General features: G+C 61.9%; 21 protein-coding genes. 12 read left to right on the top strand and 9 right to left on the bottom strand.

Annotated elements, in window-relative coordinates:
• Positions 1 to 12 precede the first annotated feature (12 nt).
• Complete coding sequence (locus RA29_RS15155) at positions 13 to 1,884, top strand: Hint domain-containing protein (protein WP_039687293.1); 1,872 nt, start codon at positions 13 to 15, stop codon at positions 1,882 to 1,884.
• Between the two features lie 6 nt (positions 1,885 to 1,890).
• Here the strand turns inward: RA29_RS15155 and RA29_RS15150 are convergent, their stop codons facing one another.
• Together RA29_RS15150 and RA29_RS15145 are read right to left on the bottom strand one after the other, a co-directional pair.
• The gene (locus RA29_RS15150; protein WP_039687291.1) at positions 1,891 to 2,490 is read right to left on the bottom strand and encodes a nucleotidyltransferase family protein; all 600 of its coding nucleotides are present in this window, start codon (positions 2,488 to 2,490) and stop codon (positions 1,891 to 1,893) included.
• A gap of 280 nt (positions 2,491 to 2,770) precedes the next feature.
• Positions 2,771 to 5,179, bottom strand: coding sequence for an FAD-dependent oxidoreductase (locus RA29_RS15145; RefSeq protein WP_039687862.1), 2,409 nt, complete (start codon positions 5,177 to 5,179; stop codon positions 2,771 to 2,773).
• Positions 5,180 to 5,319: 140 nt separating this feature from the next.
• Here RA29_RS15145 and RA29_RS23625 point away from each other — a divergent pair, with 140 nt between their 5' ends.
• The 5 genes from RA29_RS23625 (at position 5,320) to RA29_RS15125 (ending at position 9,773) form a co-directional block, all read left to right on the top strand.
• On the top strand, positions 5,320 to 5,694 hold the full coding sequence (locus RA29_RS23625) for a DUF2254 family protein (RefSeq protein WP_039687289.1): 375 nt from the start codon (positions 5,320 to 5,322) through the stop codon (positions 5,692 to 5,694).
• Positions 5,595 to 5,864, top strand: a complete 270-nt coding sequence (locus RA29_RS23620) for a DUF2254 family protein (RefSeq protein WP_241462620.1) — start codon at positions 5,595 to 5,597, stop codon at positions 5,862 to 5,864. Before RA29_RS23625 ends, RA29_RS23620 begins: the two co-directional genes overlap by 100 nt.
• Positions 5,804 to 6,265 (top strand): DUF2254 family protein, encoded by a 462-nt coding sequence (locus RA29_RS23615; protein ID WP_052249672.1) that lies wholly within the window; start codon positions 5,804 to 5,806, stop codon positions 6,263 to 6,265. The genes RA29_RS23620 and RA29_RS23615 overlap by 61 nt, the downstream gene beginning before the upstream one ends.
• A gap of 106 nt (positions 6,266 to 6,371) precedes the next feature.
• Positions 6,372 to 8,783, top strand: coding sequence for an FAD-dependent oxidoreductase (locus RA29_RS15130; RefSeq protein WP_039687288.1), 2,412 nt, complete (start codon positions 6,372 to 6,374; stop codon positions 8,781 to 8,783).
• A 150-nt stretch (positions 8,784 to 8,933) separates the two neighbouring features.
• Positions 8,934 to 9,773 (top strand): LytTR family DNA-binding domain-containing protein, encoded by an 840-nt coding sequence (locus RA29_RS15125; protein WP_039687286.1) that lies wholly within the window; start codon positions 8,934 to 8,936, stop codon positions 9,771 to 9,773.
• Between the two features lie 6 nt (positions 9,774 to 9,779).
• Here the strand turns inward: RA29_RS15125 and RA29_RS15120 are convergent, their stop codons facing one another.
• A complete protein-coding gene (locus tag RA29_RS15120; protein ID WP_039687284.1) occupies positions 9,780 to 11,090 on the bottom strand; it encodes an HlyC/CorC family transporter in 1,311 nt (436 codons plus the stop codon).
• 70 nt (positions 11,091 to 11,160) lie between these two features.
• Here RA29_RS15120 and RA29_RS15115 point away from each other — a divergent pair, with 70 nt between their 5' ends.
• Positions 11,161 to 11,967: a metallophosphoesterase family protein gene (locus tag RA29_RS15115; RefSeq protein ID WP_039687282.1), complete on the top strand. Its 807-nt coding sequence runs from the start codon at positions 11,161 to 11,163 to the stop codon at positions 11,965 to 11,967.
• On the opposite strand, the gene RA29_RS15110 is transcribed toward RA29_RS15115, so the two are convergent.
• Genes RA29_RS15110 through RA29_RS23250 form a run of 3 tightly spaced genes read right to left on the bottom strand, consistent with a single transcriptional unit; the run spans position 11,907 to position 14,543 of the window.
• Positions 11,907 to 12,869, bottom strand: a complete 963-nt coding sequence (locus RA29_RS15110) for a site-specific tyrosine recombinase XerD (RefSeq protein WP_039687279.1) — start codon at positions 12,867 to 12,869, stop codon at positions 11,907 to 11,909. The two genes, RA29_RS15115 and RA29_RS15110, sit on opposite strands and share 61 nt — an antisense overlap.
• Positions 12,866 to 14,404 (bottom strand): hypothetical protein, encoded by a 1,539-nt coding sequence (locus RA29_RS15105; RefSeq protein ID WP_039687278.1) that lies wholly within the window; start codon positions 14,402 to 14,404, stop codon positions 12,866 to 12,868. The genes RA29_RS15110 and RA29_RS15105 overlap by 4 nt, the downstream gene beginning before the upstream one ends.
• Positions 14,394 to 14,543, bottom strand: coding sequence for a hypothetical protein (locus RA29_RS23250; protein WP_193743538.1), 150 nt, complete (start codon positions 14,541 to 14,543; stop codon positions 14,394 to 14,396). The genes RA29_RS15105 and RA29_RS23250 overlap by 11 nt, the downstream gene beginning before the upstream one ends.
• Positions 14,544 to 14,636: 93 nt before the next feature.
• On the opposite strand from RA29_RS23250, the gene RA29_RS15095 reads away from it, so the two are divergent.
• The 3 genes from RA29_RS15095 to RA29_RS15085 are packed head-to-tail and all read left to right on the top strand — an operon-like array spanning position 14,637 to position 16,952.
• Positions 14,637 to 15,224, top strand: a complete 588-nt coding sequence (locus tag RA29_RS15095) for a shikimate kinase (RefSeq protein WP_039687274.1) — start codon at positions 14,637 to 14,639, stop codon at positions 15,222 to 15,224.
• Positions 15,217 to 16,329, top strand: a complete 1,113-nt coding sequence (gene aroB / locus RA29_RS15090) for a 3-dehydroquinate synthase (RefSeq protein WP_039687272.1) — start codon at positions 15,217 to 15,219, stop codon at positions 16,327 to 16,329. Before RA29_RS15095 ends, aroB begins: the two co-directional genes overlap by 8 nt.
• 26 nt (positions 16,330 to 16,355) lie before the next feature.
• Complete coding sequence (locus RA29_RS15085; RefSeq protein ID WP_039687271.1) at positions 16,356 to 16,952, top strand: pyridoxamine 5'-phosphate oxidase family protein; 597 nt, start codon at positions 16,356 to 16,358, stop codon at positions 16,950 to 16,952.
• 55 nt (positions 16,953 to 17,007) lie between these two features.
• Here RA29_RS15085 and ssb read toward each other — a convergent pair whose 3' ends face one another.
• A complete protein-coding gene (gene ssb / locus RA29_RS15080) occupies positions 17,008 to 17,505 on the bottom strand; it encodes a single-stranded DNA-binding protein (protein WP_039687269.1) in 498 nt (165 codons plus the stop codon).
• A 224-nt stretch (positions 17,506 to 17,729) separates the two neighbouring features.
• On the opposite strand from ssb, the gene RA29_RS15075 reads away from it, so the two are divergent.
• On the top strand, positions 17,730 to 18,263 hold the full coding sequence (locus RA29_RS15075) for a lytic transglycosylase domain-containing protein (protein ID WP_241462630.1): 534 nt from the start codon (positions 17,730 to 17,732) through the stop codon (positions 18,261 to 18,263).
• An 88-nt stretch (positions 18,264 to 18,351) separates the two neighbouring features.
• A complete protein-coding gene (locus RA29_RS15070; protein WP_039687265.1) occupies positions 18,352 to 18,837 on the top strand; it encodes a hypothetical protein in 486 nt (161 codons plus the stop codon).
• Here RA29_RS15070 and RA29_RS15065 read toward each other — a convergent pair whose 3' ends face one another.
• Positions 18,838 to 20,925: an ABC transporter ATP-binding protein gene (locus RA29_RS15065; protein ID WP_039687860.1), complete on the bottom strand. Its 2,088-nt coding sequence runs from the start codon at positions 20,923 to 20,925 to the stop codon at positions 18,838 to 18,840. It lies immediately after the preceding gene.
• A 95-nt stretch (positions 20,926 to 21,020) separates the two neighbouring features.
• Positions 21,021 to 22,472, bottom strand: coding sequence for an ABC transporter permease (locus RA29_RS15060; protein WP_039687263.1), 1,452 nt, complete (start codon positions 22,470 to 22,472; stop codon positions 21,021 to 21,023).
• Between the last annotated feature and the right edge of the window lie 6 nt (positions 22,473 to 22,478).

Genomic DNA, 22,478 nt, shown 5'->3' with positions numbered 1-22,478 from the left:
GAGGCTGCTGCCATGGCGAATATCAACGGAACGTCTAACAACGACACCCTGCAGGGGACCAATGACGACGATACGATTCAGGCCTTCAACGGTCAGGATCTGGTGTCGGGTGAGGGTGGCGACGACAGCATTCTGGGTGGTGGCGGCGACGACACAATCTTTGGCGATGTGGGCGAAGGCACGGCGCCTGGCAATGACGCAACCCCGTTGGTGATTGACATCAACAACCTGGTGAGCCCCAACACCGGCAACGTGAACGCGGGCGCATCGGCCGTGTACAAGAACGTGGCCCAGCTTGAGGACGGCACGCAGGTTTCGGCGCGGCTGATCCTTGTGTCCAAGTCCGATGACCGGTTGACCGTGGATTTGAACGGCGGCGACGGGTTTGAGATCCTGATGAACGGACGCGGCAGTGGGGACACAGCCGACTTCCGTATGGAGTTCTTCATTCCCGACACGCCCAACGCAACGACTGGAACGCCGGTGGCGTTGAATTCGACGGCGACGATCAATGACCTGGATCGCAACAGCCCAGGAGACCAGGAAGCTGTCATTATCAATGCAAGCAGCTTTAGCGCCTTTGCCGTGTCGGACGATTCCGTTCTGAACGTGGTCGAAAGCAATGGTCAGGTCACGGCAGAGGGGCGTGGCGACAACGACCCAGACGATCAGGAGGCGTGGTTCTCGGCATCGTTCGAAAACCGCACTTTTATCGAATTCACGCTTGAATCGCGCAACAGCAACTCGGGCTTCTCATTCTCGGGCGACCTGATTGACGATGCTGTCGTGACGCCGATTGAGGCGGGTGATGATACGATTGACGGGGGCAGCGGTCAGGATGTGATCTTTGGCCAAGGGGGCAACGACAGCCTGTCTGGCGGTCAGGGCGATGACGTCATCGACGGTGGGGAAGGCGATGACTTCCTTGATGGCGGTCAGGGCCAGGACGAGTTGATCGGTGGCGCAGGCAACGACACACTGGTGGGTGGCACCGGCGACGATACGCTGCTTGGGGGTGCTGGCGAAGATTTGATCACGCTGGGTCCTGACAATGACCGGGCCGAGGGCGGCACCGGGTCGGACCGGTTCATTTTTGATGGCCTGGGCAATCATAATATCATCGGCGGCGAAGATGCCGATGGCTCGGACATCGACGTCATCGACCTGACCGGTGTGAATGCGAATGTTCTGCCCGATGGGCCGAATTCGGAATCCGGGACTATTGAGCTGTTGGACGACAACGGCAATGTCGCACGCCGCGTGACCTATTCCGAGATCGAGCAGATCATCATCTGCTTCACGCCGGGCACGCGCATTGCGACACCGCAAGGCGAAGTGCCCGTAGAGCGGCTGCAAGCGGGCGATCGTGTGTTCACCCGCGACAACGGTGCGCAAACCCTGCGCTGGGTGGGTCGCCGTGATCTGAGCCCTGACGAGATGCGTGGCAATGACAGCTTCCAGCCGGTGCTGATCCGCATGGGCGCGTTGGGCAAGGGCCTGCCAGAGCGCGATATGCTGGTGTCGCCCCAGCACCGGATGCTGGTGAATTCGGATCTGGCCGAGGTGATGTTTGAAGAACGCGAGGTTCTGATCGCGGCCAAGCACCTGACCGGTCTGGACGGGGTGGATCAGGTGCGCACGGGTGCGATCAGTTATCTGCACCTGATGTTTGACCAGCACGAGGTTGTGCTGGCGGACGGTGCGTGGTCGGAAAGCTTCCAGCCGGGGGATCATTCACTGCGCGGTATCGGTGCGGAACAGCGCGAAGAGGTTCTGACCCTGTTCCCGGAACTTGATACTCTGGCCGGCCTCGACAACTACGGGGCGGCGCGTGTGGCGCTGAAGCGCCATGAGGCTGAAATCCTGGTGGATCGGCTGAAGTAACCACTCTCAGTTCGCCTGGCGGGCCGCCCGCCAGGCGGCCCAGTCTTCGGGCGTATCGAGATCGCTTCGCGCTCGCGTGCCGGGCAGTGGGACGAGATGTACCTTGTGTCCGGCTGAGGCCACGACGCCGCGCCCGCCGTCATCCCCGCTGAGGGATTTCAAGGCCGGGAAGAGCGGTTTTGCGAAGATGATGGGGTGGCCGCCGTGCCCGTCTGACGTTGCGCCGCGCCAGACGAGGGCGTCGGGGTGGGTGTCCACGGCTCTTCCAACCGTGCGCAGGTCGTCCGCGGTGATGTCCGGAAGGTCGCCCAGCAGGAGCATGGCGTGGGAGATGTCCGGTCCGAGCGTTGCGAACAGCGTGCGCAGGCTGGCCCCCATGCCTTCGGCGGCGTCCGGGACCGGTACGGATTGTGCAGGTGTGCCGTGGAGGCAGGCGTATCTTGGGTGCGGTTCCGGGGGCAGGGCCACGCGGATGTCCGCGCTGATGCCTTCTGCGATGCCGATCTGGCGGGTCAGCAGCGGTTGGCCGTCTATATCCTCAAGCAGCTTGTCGGCGCCGCGCATGCGCGACGACGCACCGGCGGCGAGGATCAGGACGGGCATCATGGTTTGACGTTAGGCATCTGGACCGGGCGCTGCAACACGGACGCGCTGGGGCGCGACGACATTGTTTAGGGGGCTTTGCCCCCGCCGCCCATGGCGGCTCCCCCAGGATTTTTTGAAACAGGGAATTCGGACCGGTCCGCGCAGCGGAAAACACTCTGGGAGAGTGTTTGAGGTCCGAATGGGCGGAGCCCCAGACCGGTCCGCGCAGCGGCAAACGCCGTGGGGCGGCGTTTGAGGTTCGAATGGGCGGAGCCCCGGAGCATCTAAGCGACGTATTGCCTTAGCCGCGCATCCTGCTTCCGTCCGCGTCGAAGAGCGGTGTGGTGGTGAGGCGCGCGTCTCGCATCCGGCCGAGGATTTCGATCTGGACTGTCAGGCCGTCTTTGATCCTGTCCGTAGGCAAGAAGCCGAGTGCCACGGAGGTGTCCGCGTGATGTGAATAGCCGCCTGAGGTGCAGAAACCGACTACCTTGTCATCGAGCCAGATCGGTTCGTAGCCTTGCACATCGGCATCCTCTGCATCGACTGTGAAGGCGCAGAGTTTGCGGGCCGTGCCGTTAATGCGTTCGGCCTCGGAGGCGGCGCGGCCGATGAAGTCGGTAGGTTTGCTCCATGCGATGAAGCGGTCGAGGCCAGTTTCGGCGGCGGTGTAGTCGGGGGAGAACTCGCTGAGCCAGGAGCCGAAGAACTTGTCGAGCCGGAGCGACATCATGGCCCGCATGCCGAAGGGTGTGATGTTGTGCGCTTGGCCTGCCTGCCACAGCGTCCACCAAAGCTGGCGTTGCGCCATGGGGTCGCAGTAGATCTCGAACCCCAGATCGCCGGTGTAGCTGACCCGTTGGACGATGCAGCCGGTCATGCCGACTGTCAGCGGGCGGACGTCGAGGAAGTTTATGTCTGTGATGTCTGTGCGGGTGCAGGATTGCAGCACGTCGCGGGCGCGTGGGCCTGCAAGTTGGAAGCCGTTGCGTTTGTCGGCGATGTTTTCGGTGGTTACGCCGGGTTCTTCATGTTGCTGGAAGTGGCGCATGTGGACGGCTTGCGCGCCGTAGCTGGCGGTGAGTTGGAATTCTGTCTCGCTCAGGCAGGACATGGTGAAGTCACCGATCAGACGCCCTTTGGCGCTGAGCATCGGCGTCAGTGACACGCGCCCCGGTTGCGGTACGCGGCCTGCCATGATGCGGTCGAGCCAGGCGCGGGCGTTCGGGCCGGCGACGCGGTATTTGCCGAAATTGTGGACCTCGTTGATGCCGACGCCGGTGCGGACGGCTTTGACTTCGCGCGCGGTGGCGGCGAAGGCGTCGGAGCGGCGGAAGGATGGGGTTTCATAGGTCGGTTCATCGTCTTTTGCGAAGTAGTTGGCGACCTCGAGCCCGTATTGCTGGCCCCAGACTGCGCCCATGTCGGTGAAGATATCGTACATGGGGGTGGTGCGGTTTGGACGGGCGGCGGGCAGTTCCTCGTTCGGGTAGGCGACGCTGAACCGTTTTTGGTAGTTTTCGATGACCTTGGGGCGGGTGTAGCCGGGGCTGATCCAACTGCCGAAGCGGGCGACGTCCATGGCGGTCACGTCGCGTTCGCATTCTCCTTCGGTCATCCATTGGGCAAGCATGAGGCCAACGCCGCCGCCTTGCGAGAAGCCTGCCATGACGCCGCAAGCCGACCAGTAGTTGCGCAGGCCCGGCACAGGTCCGACGAGCGGGTTGCCATCGGGGGCGAAGGTGAAGGGGCCGTGGATGACCGACTTGATCCCGGCGGTTTCAAGGACAGGAAAGCGGTTGTAGGCGAAGGCGATGCTGTCCTCGATCTTGTCGAAATCGTCGGGCAGGAGTTCGTGGCCGAAGCTCCACGGCGTGCCGTCGACGGCCCACGGGCGGCAGGGTTGTTCGTAAAAGCCGATGCAAAGGCCGCGCCCCTCTTGCCGCAGATAGCTTTCGCCTGCGGGGTCCATGACGTGTGGGTGTTCGGCATCGCGGTTGTAGATGTCGGGGATGTCGTCCGTGACGATATACTGGTGCTCCATCGGGTGGAGGGGGAGGTAGATGCCCGCCATCGCGCCCACCTCGCGCGCCCAGAGGCCGCCCGCGTTGACCACATGTTCGGTGTGGATCGTGCCCTTGTCGGTGACCACGTCCCATGTGCCGTTGGGGCGCTGGTTGGTTTCCTGCACCATGGTGTGGGTGTGGATCGTGGCGCCGCTCATGCGTGCGGCCTTGGCATAGGCGTGGGTGGTGCCTGACGGATCGAGATGGCCGTCGAGCGGGTCGTAGAGCGCGCCGAGGATGCCGTCTGTGTTGGTGATGGGGGCGATTTTCGCGATTTCGTCGGGGGTGACGATTTCCGTCTCAAGTCCCATGAAGCGGTGCTTGGCCCGTTCGGCGAGCAGCATGTCGAAGCGGTCCTGGTTGTCGGCCAGCGTTACGCCGCCCACGTGGTGCAGGCCGCAGGACATTCCGGTGATCTCTTCCAGCTCCTTGTAGAGTTTGATCGTGTAGCCCTGCAGGGCGGCCATATTGGTATCGCCGTTGAGAGTGTGAAAGCCACCGGCGGCGTGCCATGTCGATCCCGAGGTCAGTTCAGACCGTTCCAGCAGCATGACATCGGACCAGCCGAGTTTTGTCAGATGGTAGAGGACAGAGGCGCCGACGACGCCGCCGCCGATAACGGCGACGCGGGTGGTGGTTTGCATGATCTTGATCCTTGGCGTTTGGGTGGCAAGCCGGCCCTTCGGGAAGAGTTTATTTGGCAAGATGAAGGGTGCGGCGGGTCATCTGCGACATGTTTTGTCGGGAATGGGAACGGTGGTGACTGTGACGGCGTTTGCACCGTATGGAGTTTCTGAAGCTGCTGCCCATGACCATCCTCGCCTCGGTCCGCAAATATACCCGCAAGCTGTGGGTGCGCGTGACGTTGATGGGGCTGTTTGCCTTTGTCGCACTTGGGTTGAGCCAGCTGATCGAACCGATGGTGCCAGAGGATCTGGCCACCACCTTGCCCGGATCGGCCGCGGATCGGCTTCTGAACGTCATTGCCAATGCGATGTTGGCAGTCACCACCTTTTCCCTGACGGTGCCTGCCTTGGCGCATGTCCGTGGACGGGGGATGTGCCGGAGGACGCATGGCCTGTGCCCGCGTCTGACAGCGGGTATCTGCAGTATCTCTACGTTGACGCGTTGCAACAGGTGGCGTGCGATCACGATGTGACCCTGTATCTGGACTGTGCCATCGGCAGCTTTGTCTTTGTCAACGAGCCGCTGGTGTGGGTGGTGGGCGAGCCCGGGGACCGCGATGCGCTGGTAGAGGAATTCAACGTTTGGCCGAGACAGGTAACGTGCGCACCTATGATCAGGATCCGCGCTTTGGCTTGTTGTTGAGGTCTGGGATCGTGTCAAAAGCGCTGTCGTCTGGCATCAATGATCCGGGCACCGCGATTGATGTGTTGAACCGGTCGGCCCGCATTCTGTCCCTTTACAAGGATGAGACCGCAAGTGACGCAGAACCCGTGCATGACCGTCTGCATATTCGACCGATTGATCCTGCTGACCTGATCATAGACGCCTTTGGCGGGATTGCCCGTGATGGCGCGCGTGAGGTCGAGGTGCAGCAGCGCTTGCAGCGGGTGATGGCCGGGTTGATGCAGCACCCGGATGAGGGGGTGAGTGCGGTGGCCTGCGATCTTGGCAAAGAGTTTCTGGAGCGCGCGCGGGAGGCCATCACTTGGGGCCCAGACCGGGACCGGTTGGTGGCCAAGGCGGCCAAGCGGCTGCGTGACTAAATCCATGGCCTTTGCCCCAAGCGACGCGAGATGTCGCGTGCGGGCAATCGGGCGGGGCGGCCGGAGCGCAGGGTGACATGCAGCGAAACACTGCAAAGGCATCCCCATGCGCACCCACGCACAGGCCGTCGTGATCGGCGGCGGCGTTATCGGCTGTTCCATCCTGTATCATCTGACGAAACTTGGGTGGACCGATGTGGTTCTGCTGGAGCGGGACGAGTTGACCTCGGGCTCGACCTGGCATGCGGCGGCCAATATCCACGGGCTGCACGACAGCACCAATATCAGCCGCATCCAGCACTACACCATGGGGCTGTATAAGGAGTTGGAGCAAGAGACGGGGCAGGGTTGTGGGGTGTTTCAACCGGGCTCACTGTACCTTGCGCAGACCGAGGCGCGGGAGCATCAGTTACGCCTTCAGGCCGCGAAGGCGGCGCTGTACGGCATGAACTTTCATGAGGTGGACCGGGCGGAGGCCGAGCGGCTGCACCCGTTGGTCGATTTCGACGGTGTCCGCTGCATCATGTGGGAGCCCGAGGGTGGGAATGTGGACCCGTCGGGTGTCACCCATGCCTATGCCGCGGGCGCGCGGCAGAACGGGGCGGAGATTGTGCGGTTCTGCCCTGTGATCGGGACGGAACAGCGGCCGGATGGCACGTGGATCGTACGGACCGAGAAGGGGGATATTGCGACCCCGTGGGTGGTCAATGCCGCGGGGCTGTGGGGCCGTGAGGTGGCGGCACTTGCCGGGATTGAGCTGCCGCTGCAACCGACAGAGCACCAGTATTTTGTGACCGAGACCATTGCCGAAGTGGCTGCGATGGATCGCCGCCTGCCGTCGGTCGCGGACCGGGATGGTGAGTATTACCTGCGGCAGGAGGGGCAGGGGCTGCTCGTCGGGGCCTATGAAAAGGATGTGCGGTTTTGGGCGGAGGACGGCACGCCGCAGGGCTTTGGCCATGAGCTTTTTGCCGACGATCTGGAGCGCATTGAAGAGAACATGATGCGCGCCATCGACCGGGTGCCGGTGGTGGGAACGGCGGGGATCAAGCGCGTGATCAATGGACCGATGATCTGGTCGCCGGATTCCAATGTCCTGTTCGGGCCGGTGCCGGAGTTGCAGGGATACTTCTGTTGCAACGGGATCATTCCGGGCTTTTCCCAGTCGGGTGGCATGGGTCTGCTGGCCGCGCAGTGGATTGTCGAGGGGGAGACGCAGTACGACATGTTTGCGTGGGACATGGCCCGGTTTGGGTCGTGGGCGGGCAAGGCGTTCACCAAGGCGCGTGTGGGTGATCAGTATGCGCATCGGTTCAAGATCCACTTCCCCGGCGAGGAACGGGCGGCGGGGCGCCCTGTGCGCACCCGTCCGGTGCACGATATGCAGGTTGAGATGGGAGCCAAGATGGGCCTCAACTATGGGTGGGAGCATCCGCTCTATTTCGGCGATGTTGAGGATAACGCTGGGTTCACGCGGCAGCCGTGGTTTGATGTTGTTGGGCAAGAGGCCCGGATGCTGCGCGAGCGGGGTGGGATCATCGATATTTCGAATTTCGCCAAATATGTGTGCAAGGGGCCGGGGGCGGAGGATTGGTTGAACGCGGTCTTTGCCAACCGGATGCCGCGCGTCGTGGGCCGGTCCTGCCTGACACCGCTGATTGGCAAACGTGGCGGGATTGCGGGGGATTTTACTGTCACACGTCTCGGGGACGAGGAGTTCTGGGTCATCGGGTCGGGCATGGCCGAGCGGTATCATCAGCGCTTCTTCAAACAGGTGCCATTGCCGGAGGGGACCGTGTTTGAAAGCCGGACGGAGGCTGTGTGCGGCTTCAACGTGGCGGGTCCCGATAGTCGAGCGCTGTTGCAGCGGCTCACGAATGCCTCTCTTGAGACGGCGGATTTTCCGTTCATGCGGTCACAGCGGATTGTTCTTGCAGGGGTTGAGGTTATTGCGTTGCGCGTCTCCTTTACCGGTGATCTGGGGTGGGAGTTGCACTGCCGGACCGAGGATCAGGTCACGCTTTATACGGCGCTGATGGATGCGGGACGCGAGATGGGGATCGGCCCGGTGGGCAGTCGCGCCCTCATGAGCCTGCGGATCGAGAAGGGTTATGGGTCTTGGAGCCGGGAATACAGTCCGGAATACTGGCCGCAGGAGGTGGGGCTGGATCGGCTGATCAAGCGCGATAAGGCGTTTCTGAACAAAGAAGCTGCCATCGACGCTATGGGGCGTGATGCGCGCGAATCAATGGTGATTCTGCGTCTGAATGGTGCTGACACCGACGCCTCACATGCTGATGCAACCGGCGGTGAGCCTATTTTTCGGGGCGGTGTCGGTGTCGGACGGGTGACGTCCGGTGGCTACGGGTTCAGCGTCGGGATGAGCCTTGCTCTGGGGTTCGTACGCGACCCCGTCCCGGGCGAACAGGTTGACGTCAGGGTGCTTGGACAGCCGCATAGAGCAATAATTCTTGGAGCTGCGCCGTTTGATCCGGAGGGCGTGCGCCTGCGCGCCTAAGGTCGCTTTTGCGAGATACGGAGGCACGGGCAGGCGCCATTACTCATCGATGGAGGCCTGCAACTTGCACTAGATGTGATGCCCGCCCGTGCCCCGGATAGGCCTGCGAATGCGTTTACTCTATTTAGCGTCACATGTTAGACGTGTTTTATGTTTCAGAAGACCTTTGACCACGAAATGCATGTATATGTCTCGAACGGGACGTTGACGCATTTCACGATGCGTGAAGTGCACGCGCTCTATGGGTCTTGGCAGCTGTGGGTTTTGGTCCTGGTCGGCTTCATGATCATGGCCACTGGTCATCCGGCAACGCTGCCGCAGTTTGACAGCTTTGGTTTGCGGCTCGCCTTCTGGTTCATTGCCCTGATTGTTTACCTGCTGATCTCGACCGTCTACTCGGTCTTGGCCTGCCGGGCCTGGAAGGCGGTGTTTGGTGGACCCATCCCGTTGATCATCCTGTCGACACCGCTGGTTCTGGCGGCGACCTACATCACGTCGGTCGGCCTGACATTCCTGTTCGAACCGGACAAGCCACCCTTTCTCAGCATGTCCTGGCAGATGAATGTCCGAAACATTCTGGTGGCCCATGTTTTTGAAACGACGGCGTTGATGTGGCTTTTGCCAGCACAGCGCGCCCGCAAAGCGGCGGAAAAGGAGGCGCGGAAGGTGACCCTGTCTGGCCGCACTGTATCGCTGGAGCAGATCGGTCGCGTCAAGGCGGCGGAACACTACCTTGAGATCCACACGCCGGAGGGGATCGAGATCATGCGCGAGCGGTTGGGCACATTTCTTGAGCAGGTCGGCCCCGAAGACGGCATTCAGACGCACAGGTCGCATTGGGTGTCACGCCACAAAGCGCAATCGCTCTCCGGTCCCAAGCTGCTCTTGGACGATGGGGAAAAGGTGCCCGTCGCGCGTGGGCGGCTGGAGGATGTGCGCGCGTGGCTTGCCGAGCAGACTGACGGTGATGACGACCAGCGCGTGGCTTAGTGCGCGCTAGTCCAGACCCTGGATGCGCAGGGCGGTGATCCTGTTGCCCTCGCGTGCCGTCACTTCGAAGCGGAAGCCGTGGAAGCTGAAGACCTGGCCGATATCCGGGATCATCTGCGCCTCGTGAATGACGAGACCGGCCACCGTGTTGGCCTCATCATCCGGCAGGTTCCAGTCCGTGGCACGGTTGAGGTCACGGATCGTCATGGCGCCGTCGATGTAGTAATGCCCGTCTTCGCCGCGCTGGACCACGTCCTCGTCATCGGGGTCGAACTCGTCCGTGATCTCGCCCACGATCTCTTCCAGGATGTCTTCGAGCGTGATGAGTCCCTGAAGTGAGCCGTATTCGTCAACCACGAGGGCGAAGTGCGTGCGCATCCGCAGGAACTGGCGCATCTGGTCGTCGAGCGTTGTGGTTTCCGGCACGAAATAGGGCGACATCGCGACGTGACCGATATCGAAATTCTTCAGCGCAGCCGCTTCGCCGTCCGGTCCGCCGATCACCTGGTACATCGCGCGCAAGAGATCCTTGGCATGGATGACGCCGATGATGTTTTCCTGTTCGTCCCGGTAGACGGGCAGGCGGGTGTGGTTGGATTTCAGGCACTGTTCCAGGATGTCTTGCGGGTCGTCATCGGCATTGATCATCTCGATGCCCGACCGGTGGAGCATGATCTCTTCTACTGTGCGGTCGCCCAGATCCAGCGCGCCGAGGATGCGGTCGCGGTCTTCTTTTTCGACCACGCCTTCGGAGTGGCCGAGTTGCAGGGCACCCGCAATCTCTTCGCGCACGGCCATGATGTGGCTGTCGGGGTCGATCTTGACCCCGAAGATGCGCAGGACACCGCGCACCAGCAGACGGACGGCAGCCACGATGGGCGAGAAGACCAGAACCACCAGCGAGATGGGGCGCGACACGAGCGACGCGGCCTTTTCCGAGTTGGTGATGGCGTAGGTCTTGGGCAGCACTTCAGCGAACACGAGGACAAGCACCGTCATCACCAGTGTGGCCAGCGCCACGCCGGATTCGCCGAACGCCCGTGTGAACAGCGCTGTGGCAAGCGACGTCGCAAGGATGTTCACGAGGTTGTTGCCCAGAAGGACAGAGCCGATCAGCCGTTCGTTGTCTTCGGTGATCTCAAGCGCCTTTTCGGCGCCGCGCGACCCCTTGTCCGCCTGCGCCCTGAGTTTGCCGCGCGAAGCCGCTGTCAGCGCCGTTTCCGAGCCGGAGAAGAAGCCGGACATGACCAGCAAGCCAAGGATCACGGCACTGGTGATCCAGAAGGCCGCGTCCAGCACCGATGTTGGGTCGTGCATTCGTGATTTATCCTTTGATCGTGCATGGTTTATGGGGGTGTGACGCGATGCAATCAAGGGATGCGGCAGGATGCGGGTGCAGGATCTGGGGGTGATGGACGGCCCTGTGCTTTTGTTTGGCGGTCCGTATTCCAATTTGCAGGCGACCCGAGCCGTGCTGGGGCAGGCGGAGCACCTAGGGGCCGATCCGATTTGCACCGGCGATGTCGTTGCTTATTGCGCGCGCCCTGCCGAAACGGTGGACGCCATCCGTCAGGCTGGTTGTCCGGTGGTGGCTGGCAATTGCGAGATCCAATTGGCGGCGGGTGCCGCCGATTGTGGCTGCGGGTTCGAAGAGGGCAGCGCCTGTGATCTGTTGTCTGTCGGATGGTACGGGTTTGCGCAGGCGCGGATTGATGATGGCGCGCGTGGGTGGATGGCGTCCTTGCCCGATGTGATCGTCTTTACCCATGCGGGCGCGCGCTACGCCACTATCCATGGCGGCGTGTCCGATGTGTCGCGGTTTTTGTGGTCCACATCGCCTGACGCAGCGTTCCGCGCGGAATGGGCGGCGTTGGAGGCACGGGTTGGTCCGGTCGATCATGTGATTGCCGGTCATTCGGGTATCCCATTCCAGCGTGAGATTGGTGTGGGGCGGTGGATCAATGCCGGTGTCGTGGGAATGCCGCCGCATGACGGATCGACAGAGACAGCCTATGTCATCCTTAGGCAAGGCGTGCCGACGTTCCATCGGTTGCGATACGATGTCGATGGTGCCGTGGCCGATATGGAGGCCGCCGGGCTGACCTACGGGTATGACCGCGCGCTGCGCTCCGGTTACTGGCCTTCCGAGGACGTGTTGCCGCCTGATTTGCGCTTGTCCTTGGCCAGCGGGTGATGATCCAGCACAAGCTGGGTCAGCCGTTCATCGACGACGTGGGTGTAGATCTCGGTCGTGGCGACATCGGCGTGGCCAAGCATGGTTTGGATCGCCCGCAAGTCGGCACCACCGGCCAGAAGGTGCGTGGCAAAGGCGTGGCGCAGGGTGTGTGGTGTGACCTTGGAGGGATCAACACCCGCATGCACGGCGAGCGACTTGATCCGGGCATAGAACCAGTGGCGTGTCAGGTATCCGGACGCGCCACGCGATGGGAAAAGAAAGCGGGACGGGGCAGCGCCTTGGGCCTCTGCCGCTTCACATTTGGCATCGCGGCATGAAATCCAGTCGCCAAGCGCCGTGCGCGCCGACGGGGACAGCGGCACCATGCGTTCCTTGCCCCCTTTGCCGAGGATCAGCAGCATCTGCGGATCGCCGCGGGCCGAGGAGACAGGCAAGCTGACCAGCTCGCTGACCCGCATTCCGGTGGCATAGAGCAGTTCCATCAGGCAGGTGTCGCGCAGCCGGTCATGGTCGCCGCGCCCGAAATTGCGGGCGGCGACCAACAGGCGCTCGACCTCGTCTTCGTCCAGCGTCTTGGGCAGGCGCTTGTCCTGGCCGGGGCTGGCGATCTGGATCGCCGGGTTGTCGCTGCGCCAGCCTTCTTCGAAGGCGAAGCGGTAGAGCTGTTTGATCGCCGACAGGCGGCGGGCGCGGGTGGATTTGGCGAGGCCCTGGGCGTCGCAGTGGATCAGGTAGGCTTCGATCTTTGCGGTGTCGGCGGTTTCGAAATCCGTGCCCTGGTTCGCGAGCCACGCATCCGCGTCCTTGAGATCCCGGCCATAGGCCAGCAGCGTGTTGCGCGCAGCCCCCAGCTCGGCGGCTTGCGCATCAAGGAAGGTGGAAATCCAGCGATGGTTCATCCCGCGTTCCCCAAGAGAAGCACTTGCAGAGCCGTGCGTCGGGCGACGTCCTCCAGCCCAAGCGCGCGCAGGGTGGCCAGCCCGGTGGTAAGCCGTGCCACGTCCCCGCCTGTGCCGCCATGCGTCAGGGCAATGGCGTTCAACAGGGCAAGGCCCAGATCGCCCGCCTGTGCCGCTTCAACGATACCAGCATCGGGCGGCGCGTCGCGAAATGCAGCGAGGATTGCGCCCCGAACCCCGTCGGCGGTCAGGTCCGCAGGGACGTCACCGGTTGCCACAGCCACGGCCACCGGGCGCTGAAGGGCGCGGGACGGGAATTGCCGTGCGGCCATTTCGTACGCTGGCGACAGCAGAAGGACCTCAAATGCCAAATCCGCGGCCGGGCCGCTCAGCACCAGCTTGCCCACGTCCTCGGCAAAGAGTTTGGCAAAGACGGTTTGCAGGCCGATCTGGCCCATGGCGCGCCATGCGGCGGGCAGGGTTTTTAATACAGCCGCCTCGCTGCCTGTGCTCAACGCGGTTTCAAACCGTTGCACGGCAGCGGCGCGGTCCCAGACGCCGCCCGATGCGGCAGGCTGGCGTTGCGTATAGAGCCCCAGCAGCCGGTTGTCCCCCAGCGCGCCGCGCTGTGCCAGCCGTTCGGCGGCTTCAAGCTGCGCTTTCCAGCCCGCATTCGGTGACAGGTCCGCATTGGCGTAAACGAGCGGCCAAACCCGGGTGGGGATCGGTGTTCCAATTGCCTCGAACAACCGGAAGGTCAGCGGATCGGGCGTGCTGGGTACGGTCAGGGGCGGGTCGCCCTCGAAGAGTTCGGGGTCAAGGAACCGTTCCAGCGCTGCGGCCCGGTCTTCGGAAATGAGGCCGAGAACCCGTGCGGTTCCCAGGACAAGCACCGCATCCTCCCAATTCCCGGCGCGGGCATTGCAGAAGACGTCATATGCCTCACCCGGAGAAAGCTTGGGGTTGGCCAGTATCAGGGTGCAGGCCGTGCTGACGTCGCCCGACATCAACGACAGGTCCATGTAGCGCGCGAGTTTTGCGGCCCGCTTGTCCAGTGGTGTCTGTTCAAGCAGTGCAATGGCCGGATCCAGTGCGCCGAACGTCGTCAGCGCATCGACACGCGCCAGATCGAAGCGTTGGGCTTCACCTTGTGGCGGGTTGGCTTCGGCCAGAAGCAGGGTGAGGATCAGGTCTTGGAGCGCAGGCAGTGGCGCGTCTGGCAAGGCGTTTACAGCGCGCGACAGCGATGCGGCATCGGTCGATTGCCAGAGCGTATCTGGCAGTCCGGTGACGTTTGACGGGGCAAGCCCCACACGTTGTGCGGCATCCGTGCGCAAGGGCTGTACCGTCACCTGCGGCACTGTTCCGCTGGCGGCCACGTCAGGCTCATCAGGCTTGGGCACGGCAGCATCAATGGCACCTTGCGTGTCGAGCCAGTCGATCACGCTCAGCGGGGCGGTCGCCTCATTCTGCGCGCCGAGGCTTGTGCCAGCGCAGACAAGCGCGGCAAGCAGGGGAGTGGACCTATTCCGCATCCAATGTCACAGGCAGGCGCATCTCGTCCTGGGGCGGGGAAAAGTTGGCGCCGAAGTATTCGCCGACATAGGCATAGCCCACGAGCCCCACAAACCCGATGATCGCGAGAAAGATCAACAGCTTGAATAGACGGATCATATGCTTGCCTGCCCCAGAAGTCTTGATTGTGGTTCTTTGTTTTGCCCAAAGCATATATAGCCTTTTTTGCAAAATCACGTCATTGACAGCGATATGAGCGAAATTCAGCAGGACAATGCGGTTGAAACGGGCTTGCGACTGAAAAAGACGGTCGTGATGGTTGGTATGATGGGCGCGGGCAAGACGGCTGTGGGCCGTGCCTTGGCCTTGCGCCTGAACGTTCCGTTTTTGGACAGCGACGCCGAGATCGAGACAGCCGCCAACATGAGCGTTCCCGAGATTTTCGAACGTGATGGGGAACCTTTCTTTCGCCGCAAGGAAACGCAGGTCATTTCGCGCCTTCTGGACGAGGAATGTGGGATACTTTCCACCGGTGGCGGCGCCTTTCTGGCCGAGGAGAACCGCGCAAATATCACTGCGCGTGGGGTGTCGGTCTGGCTGAATGCAGATCTGGACCTGCTCTGGCAGCGCGTGCGTCACAAGGACACCAGACCACTGTTGCGCACCCCTGATCCGCGCGCGACGCTGGCTGATCTTTATGCGCAGCGCGTCCCTGTTTATGCGTTGGCTGACGTGGCCGTCGTGTCCAAGCCCGATTTCACGATCGAAGAGATGGTGGACCGTGTCGTCGCGACCCTTTTGACCGAACGCCCCGATGTTTTGGAGAAAACCGATGCGTGAAACCGTGCATGTGCCCCTGGGCGCGCGGGCCTATGACGTGGTGATTGGGCCCGGCCTGATGGAAGAGGCCGGGACGTTGATCGCACCGCTGCTGCCCCGCCCGCGCGTGGCTGTGGTCACGGAAAAACGGGTGGCGGCCCTGCATCTTGCGGCGCTTGAAAACGGTCTGGGCGCGGCGGGCATAGACTGTGTCGCGCTGGAATTGCCCCCCGGCGAAAGCACAAAAAGCTGGACGCATCTGGCGCAGGTCACCGAATGGCTGCTGGATCAGAAGATCGAGCGGCGGGATGTGGTTGTGGCACTGGGCGGCGGTGTCATTGGTGATCTGGTGGGCTTTGCCTGCGCCATCCTGCGCCGGGGCGTGCGCTTTGTGCAGGTGCCCACATCGCTTTTGGCGCAGGTCGACAGTTCCGTCGGGGGCAAGACGGGGATCAACACGGCGCAGGGCAAGAACCTCGCCGGGGCGTTTCACCAGCCCAGCCTTGTTTTGGCTGATACTGATGTGCTGGCATCCCTCGGCCCGCGCGACTTTCTGGCGGGTTATGGTGAGGTGATGAAATACGGCCTGCTGGGGGATGCGACATTCTTTGCCTGGCTGGAGGAGAACGCGCAGGCGATGGCGGCGGGCGATGTCGCCTTGCGTGTCGCAGCCGTCAAGCGGTCGGTCGAGATGAAGGCCGACATCGTGACCCGAGACGAGACGGAGCAGGGCGACCGTGCCTTGCTGAACCTTGGCCACACGTTCTGCCATGCGCTTGAGGCCGCCACGGGATATTCCGACCGGCTGCTGCATGGGGAAGGTGTGGCCATAGGATGCGGTCTGGCCTTTGAGCTGTCGGCGCGGTTGGGGCTGTGCAGTCAGGAGGATCCCAGCCGCGTCCGCGCGCATATCAAGGCGATGGGGATGAAGGCCGATCTGGCCGATATTCCCGGCGACTTGCCCGACGCCGCAGGGGTGCTGGATCTGATGGGGCAGGACAAGAAGGTCGTGGCAGGCACGTTGAACTTCATCCTCGCGCGCGGGATTGGCGAGGCGTTTGTGACCTCGGACGTGCCGCGCGATGCGGTGATGGCCGTGCTGGAGGATGCCCTGACAGCCCGCTAGGGCGCTTTTGAAAAGGAGACAGGCTGATGACCCCCGAGAGACTGCGCGAACTTTATGGCGATGTGCATGAACGGGCCGCGGCCAAGGTGATCACATCCTTTGATGACCACTGCCGCCAGATCATCGCGCATTCCACCTTTCTGGTGTTGGCGACGTCGGATGGGCAAACGCTTGACGTGTCACCCAAGGGCGATCCGGCGGGGTTTGTGACCGTCGAATCCGACACCACGCTGCTGCTGCCGGACCGGCCCGGCAACAACCGGATCGACAGCCTGATGAATATTCTGGCGCATCCGCAGGTGGCGCTTTTGTTCTTGATACCCACCGTGGACGAAACGCTGCGCGTGAATGGCACGGCGGAGATCAGTGAAGACACGGCACTGTGCGACCAGTTCCAGGTGAACGGGCGCAGCCCCAAGACGGTGGTGCGTATCACGGCTGACGAGATTTATACCCATTGCGGCAAGGCGCCTTTGCGGGGGGGGCTATGGAAGCCGGAGACATGGCCGTCACAACGCCCGGTCGCGACCCTGCTTGAGATGTTGCGCGATCACACGGCGATACCGCAGGAACGGACAGAGCAGGATGCGGTCGACAAGCTCTATCGCGACACGCTTTACTGACCCAACGAAAAAGGCCCGCCGGAATGGCGGGCCTTTTGCAATCAGATTGCTTCGGTCAGAACGGAATTTCATCGTCCAGATCGCGGCTGGGGGCTGGGCTGGGTTGGCTGCTGCCGCCGCCATATCCGCCGCCCTGGTCGTCATAGCCCATCTGGCCACCGCCACCACCACCGTAGCTGCCGCCACCGCCGCCGCCTTCGCCGCGGCCATCCAGCATCGTCAGGGTCGAGGTGTAGGGGCGCAGCACCACTTCGGTTGAATAGCGATCCTGGCCCGACTGATCCTGCCATTTGCGGGTTTCAAGCTGCCCTTCGAGGTACACCTTGGATCCCTTGCGCAGATACTGCTCGGCCACACGCGCCAGCGGTTCCGAGAAGATTGCGACCGAGTGCCATTCGGTGCGTTCCTTACGCTCGCCGGTGTTGCGGTCCTTCCACGTCTCGGACGTGGCGATGCGCAAGTTGCACACCTTGCCGCCGTTCTGGAACGTGCGCACTTCGGGGTCGCGCCCCAGATTTCCGATCAGAATGACCTTGTTGACTGAGCCTGCCATGTCTTTTCCCTTTGTCCCGTGCCGGGCTGATTCCACGCCTCGGCCTTGCGTTCTGGCTAGACTACACTTGGTTAACGCAGACTTAAATCTCAGAGGTAGCAAACTGGAGAAAAAGCCGTATATTGCGCGTCAAGAAACGATGGCAGTGTACGAGCTGGGGGACGGTGAAGATGCGAGCATTCTGGGTTGGGGCGATTGTCGCCGCCTTCGTTGCAGATGCGGCCATGGCGCAGAACCTGTCATCGAAAAACCGGAACAGCCTGTTCAAATCCCAGACCAAGGTTTTGGACAATCGCGCCTCCAAGCAATACTCGAATTCGGTCCGGCTGCAGCCGCGCAAGGTCGTCACACCGACCAAGTGGGACGCGGAAACCAAGCGATTTACTGGAAAGTATCGCGGTCCCTATCTGAACATGGCGAGGGACGCCGCTCGCCGTCACGGCGTGCCCGAGGATCTGTTCCTACGTCTCGTCCAGCAAGAGAGCGGTTGGAACTCCAAGGCGAAGTCGCACAAGGGCGCATATGGTCTGGCACAGTTGATGCCTGCGACGGCGCGCAGCCTGGGCGTTGATCGTGAGGATCCGGCGCAAAACCTTGATGGCGGTGCGCGCTATCTCAAGGAACAGTACCGCACCTTTGGAAGCTGGCGTCTGGCGCTGGCCGCCTACAATGCGGGGCCGGGGGCCGTGAAGAAATACAACGGCGTGCCGCCCTTCCGCGAGACACGCAATTACGTGAAGGTGATCTGGGGCAGCTAAGGGTTGCCGCTACGTCACGTCGTATCTGCCACAAACATGCCACGACCAAAGTGTAGCCCACCCGGTAGGACAAGGGCTGAGAGTAGGCATGAAACCGGGACAATCCACATTTGACGAACGGGTGACGCGCATCAACAAGGGGCACACGCTGAATGCGCGTGATGTGGTTGTGACGAAGCCCAAGTTGATCCACCAAAGCCGGTCGGCGCGGCGCGTCCACCTTGATATGCTCGCGGCCGGAGGGATCGCCGGGGCGATTGCCGGGATGCTTTTCGCGTCCAACATTGGTTTTCTGTTCCTGATCACGCTGGACTACACCACCCTGTACGGTCTGTTGGCCGCAGACATGATGATGGCTGCCTGTATCGCCGCTGTTGTTATGGGCCCACTTGGCTTTCTCTGGACATTGATCCTGTCCCGGACTGCAAAGCGCGCGTTGCAGTTCTGGACGGCCTATTGCGCAGGTGTGCTGGCACTGAATGCGACTGACTTGCGCTATTGGGCCGAAACGACGGCCATACCGGCCTTCTGGCAGTTCATGGAGAACTACACAGCGGCCACGAACGCGGTTTGATCACTCTGCTGCAATTTTGATCACCGGCTCCATCCGCGCAAGGATGTCATCGGCCAGGTGGCATTTGACCTGATGCCCCTCCGCCAGATGGCGCACGGGCGGCACCTCTTTTTCACACAGACCGCCCGGAACGTCTGATTTCCAGCGACAGCGCGTTTGGAACGGGCATCCGGGCGGTGGGTTCATGGCGGACGGAATGTCGCCTTCGAGCACGATGTGCTGTTTTTCAACCGATGTGTCCGCGATGGGCACGGCAGACAACAGGGCCTCTGTGTACGGGTGGTAAGGCGGGGCAAAGACCTGTTCGGTCGTCCCCAGTTCGACCACGTGCCCCAGATACATGACCATCACCCGGTCGCTGAGATAGCGCACGATGGACAGATCGTGGCTGATGAACAGGAGCGTCGTCTTCTGCTCGCGCTGGATCTCCATCAGCAGGTCGGTCACGGCCGCCTGCACCGACACGTCGAGGGCGGAGACGGGTTCATCCGCCACCACGATCCGCGCATCACCGGCAAAGGCGCGGGCGATGCCGACGCGCTGCTTCTGCCCGCCTGACAACTGCCGTGGCATCCGGTCCGCAAAGGCGCGGGGCAGTTTCACCAGATCAAGCAATTCCAGCATACGCTGTTTGCGCTCCGCTTCGTTCTTGCCAACCTTGAAAATCTCAAGCGCGCGGATGATCTGACGACCCACGGTCATGGACGGGTTCAGCGTGTCAAAGGGGTTCTGGAACACCATCTGCACGTCGGCGACGGTTTGCGTGTCGCGCTCTTCAATCGGCACGTCCTGAATCGGCTTGTTGCCCAAGGCAATCGTGCCCTCAGTCGCCGTCTCAAGCCCCATCAGCACCTTGGCAAAGGTGGACTTGCCGCAACCGGATTCACCCACAATCGCCAGTGTCTCGGATTCCCGCGCCTCGAAACTCAGCGTTTCATTGGCCTTGACCACCTTCTTGTTGCCACCGCCAAAGAGGGCAGAGGCCGCGACCTCATAATACTTCTTGAGGTTGTCCATCTTCAGGACAACATCGCCGACCTCGCCCTTTTCTTTCTGTTCGCCCAACGTCAGTGGGGCGTTCCAATCAATCTCCTTGAACTTCAGGCAGCGGGTTTCGTGGCTGCCATCGTCATTGGCTGGAAACATCGGGATCGCTTTGTCCTGGTTGCACAGGCCTTCTTCGAAATAGTCGCAGCGCGGCCCGAAATTGCAGCCGGGCGGGCGTTCATGGGGCAAGGGGAAGTTGCCGGGGATCGCCACCAAGGGGCGCGCGTTCTTGTCCGCGCCGGGCAGGGGGATCGAGCGGAACAGCGCCTGAGTGTAGGGGTGCTGCATCTCGTCGAACACCTGTTTGATGCTGCCGCGTTCGACGGCTTCGCCCGAATACATCACACAAATGCGGTCGCAGGTTTCCAGCACGAGGCCGAGGTTGTGCGAGATGAACAGCATCGAGGTGCCGTATTTCTTGCCCAGGTCCTTGACCAGTTCGACCACCGCGGCTTCGACCGTCACATCCAGTGCGGTGGTCGGCTCGTCGAGGATAAGGAGCGACGGCTCGGACATCAAAGCCATCGCGATGACGATGCGCTGTTGTTGCCCGCCCGACAGCTGATGCGGAAAGCTGTTGAGGATGCGCTTGGGGTCCGGCAGCTTTACGTCCGTGACCACCTGCAAAGCACGGTCGTAGGCGTCCTTTTCGCTCATGCCCTGATGGATCATGGGCACTTCCATCAGCTGTTTGCCGATTTTCATGGCCGGGTTCAGTGACGCCATTGGCTCCTGATAGATCATCGCGATTTCCGAGCCGCGAATGTCTCGCAGCTCTTCCATGCTCATCTTGCCCAGATTGCGGCCCTTGAACTTGATCGATCCGCCTACAACCCGCCCGTTCTTGCCCAGATCCTGCATGACGCCTAGGGCCACGGTCGACTTACCGCACCCGGATTCTCCGACCAGCCCGACGGCTTCACCGGGCTGTACCGTCACCGAAAAGTCCATGACCGCAGGAATTTCCCGCAGCCGCGTGAAGAAGGAAATGCTCAGCTTGTCGATCTCGAGGATCGGGCCGTCATAGTCCTGTTTCGCCATCTTCATTTCTCCCCGCCAGTTCGCGCATCTTTGGCTTTCTTCTGGCTAAAAATACCTCTGGGTCTGGGGCAGCGCCCCAGTCCTACGGTGTCAACTCAGTCCTTCAGGCTTTCTTCACGCAGCCCGTCCGCCAACAGGTTCAGCCCCAGAACCAATGTGAGCAGCGACAAAGCTGGTGCGATGGCCGCGTGCGGATAGACCGACAACAAACGCCGGCCCGCATTGATGGTTGTTCCCCAATCCGGGCTCTCGCTTTGCAGGCCGAGGCCAAAGAACCCCAAGGTGCCCAAAAGGATCGTAGTGTAGCCGATGCGCAGGCAGAAATCGACAATCAGCGGTCCGCGTGCGTTGGGCAGGATCTCCCACAGCATGATGTACCAGGGCCCTTCGCCGCGGGTCTGAGCGGCAGCCACGTAGTCCCGCGTCTTGATGTCGAGGGCGAGGCCCCGCACGATCCGAAACACCGTAGGCGCGTTGACGAATACGACCGACACGAACACCACGAGGATACCGGGGTCAATGTCGAAAAGGTCCAGGAACTCCGGCAGCACCGCGACCTTGGTCCCACCGTCCGAGATCAGTGAAAGGTAGATCCAGCCCATGATCCCCAACACGATGATCAAAAGCGGCGTGCGGAAACTCGGCTGCGTATAGTAGCGCGAGTTCAGCAGGACGCCGACAAAGATCAGCGGGAAGACGAACAGGACGGTCGCCATGTAGTTGGGAATGCCCGTCGCCACGATCTCCGGCGTGACCAGCAGGTAGAACAGCAGGATCACAGGGAAGGCGAGAATCAGGTTGGCGAGGAATGACAGGAACGCATCCAACCGACCGCCATAGTAGCCCGCGGGCAGGCCCAGCGTGATGCCCACCATGAACGCAAAGAGCGTGGCCAGCGGTGCGATCTGGACCACGATCCACGCGCCTTTGAATAGGCGGCTGAACACGTCGCGGGCAAGATTGTCGCCGCCCAGCAGATACCAGGCATACTCGCCGTCCTCGGCCCCGCGCATCGGCGTGCCGGGCACCTTGTTCTTCATGCCGGACACCTGGCTGAGGCTGTCATGGGTGGTGATCCAGTCGAAGAGGCCAGCCATCGCGCCCGCATAGACCCAGAACATCACCAGCGCGAAACCGATCATGCCCACCGTGGAATCGAACAGTTTGCCGTAAAGACCAAGCTTGCGTTTGAAGGTGATCGACAGCGCGAACGTAACGATCAGCGCGATCCAGACCGGGATCAGTTGTTGGCTCATCCCGCCTATGATGCCGGTGGTGGCGGGGCCGCCAAATACGCCAAGTGCGATATACGCTAGTATCACCAATAAAAGCGCGAAGCCGGTCCAGCGCGTGGCGGTGGCCGACAGGTCATACGCCCCGCCCGCAGAACTGAGTGTGCCATCCGGGTTCGTGACGATGCGCGATCCGCCGGTTGCCACGCTCATCACGATTTGCACCAGCACTGCGACCAGAAAGACTGCGCTGAGTACGTACAACGCCGGGTCCAGAAATTGCCCAAGTGGGCCTGTCCATGTCAAAGCGTCCATGGGTTT

It is taken from the genome of Tateyamaria sp. ANG-S1, from assembly GCF_000814025.1.
Classification (GTDB): Bacteria; Pseudomonadota; Alphaproteobacteria; order Rhodobacterales; family Rhodobacteraceae; genus Tateyamaria.
Note: the sequence above shows the minus strand (reverse complement) of the source record. Positions and strands in the feature narration are given on the sequence as shown.

Coding starts and splice junctions, on each gene's coding strand:
- RA29_RS15155 (WP_039687293.1), top strand. CDS start 13: ATGGCGAATATCAACGGAACGTCTAACAACGACACCCTGCAGGGGACC.
- RA29_RS15150 (WP_039687291.1), bottom strand. CDS start 2,490: ATGATGCCCGTCCTGATCCTCGCCGCCGGTGCGTCGTCGCGCATGCGC.
- RA29_RS15145 (WP_039687862.1), bottom strand. CDS start 5,179: ATGCAAACCACCACCCGCGTCGCCGTTATCGGCGGCGGCGTCGTCGGC.
- RA29_RS23625 (WP_039687289.1), top strand. CDS start 5,320: ATGGAGTTTCTGAAGCTGCTGCCCATGACCATCCTCGCCTCGGTCCGC.
- RA29_RS15130 (WP_039687288.1), top strand. CDS start 6,372: ATGCGCACCCACGCACAGGCCGTCGTGATCGGCGGCGGCGTTATCGGC.
- RA29_RS15125 (WP_039687286.1), top strand. CDS start 8,934: ATGTTTCAGAAGACCTTTGACCACGAAATGCATGTATATGTCTCGAAC.
- RA29_RS15120 (WP_039687284.1), bottom strand. CDS start 11,090: ATGCACGACCCAACATCGGTGCTGGACGCGGCCTTCTGGATCACCAGT.
- RA29_RS15115 (WP_039687282.1), top strand. CDS start 11,161: ATGCGGGTGCAGGATCTGGGGGTGATGGACGGCCCTGTGCTTTTGTTT.
- RA29_RS15110 (WP_039687279.1), bottom strand. CDS start 12,869: ATGAACCATCGCTGGATTTCCACCTTCCTTGATGCGCAAGCCGCCGAG.
- RA29_RS15105 (WP_039687278.1), bottom strand. CDS start 14,404: ATGCGGAATAGGTCCACTCCCCTGCTTGCCGCGCTTGTCTGCGCTGGC.
- RA29_RS23250 (WP_193743538.1), bottom strand. CDS start 14,543: ATGATCCGTCTATTCAAGCTGTTGATCTTTCTCGCGATCATCGGGTTT.
- RA29_RS15095 (WP_039687274.1), top strand. CDS start 14,637: ATGAGCGAAATTCAGCAGGACAATGCGGTTGAAACGGGCTTGCGACTG.
- aroB (WP_039687272.1), top strand. CDS start 15,217: ATGCGTGAAACCGTGCATGTGCCCCTGGGCGCGCGGGCCTATGACGTG.
- RA29_RS15085 (WP_039687271.1), top strand. CDS start 16,356: ATGACCCCCGAGAGACTGCGCGAACTTTATGGCGATGTGCATGAACGG.
- ssb (WP_039687269.1), bottom strand. CDS start 17,505: ATGGCAGGCTCAGTCAACAAGGTCATTCTGATCGGAAATCTGGGGCGC.
- RA29_RS15075 (WP_241462630.1), top strand. CDS start 17,730: ATGGCGCAGAACCTGTCATCGAAAAACCGGAACAGCCTGTTCAAATCC.
- RA29_RS15070 (WP_039687265.1), top strand. CDS start 18,352: ATGAAACCGGGACAATCCACATTTGACGAACGGGTGACGCGCATCAAC.
- RA29_RS15065 (WP_039687860.1), bottom strand. CDS start 20,925: ATGGCGAAACAGGACTATGACGGCCCGATCCTCGAGATCGACAAGCTG.
- RA29_RS15060 (WP_039687263.1), bottom strand. CDS start 22,472: ATGGACGCTTTGACATGGACAGGCCCACTTGGGCAATTTCTGGACCCG.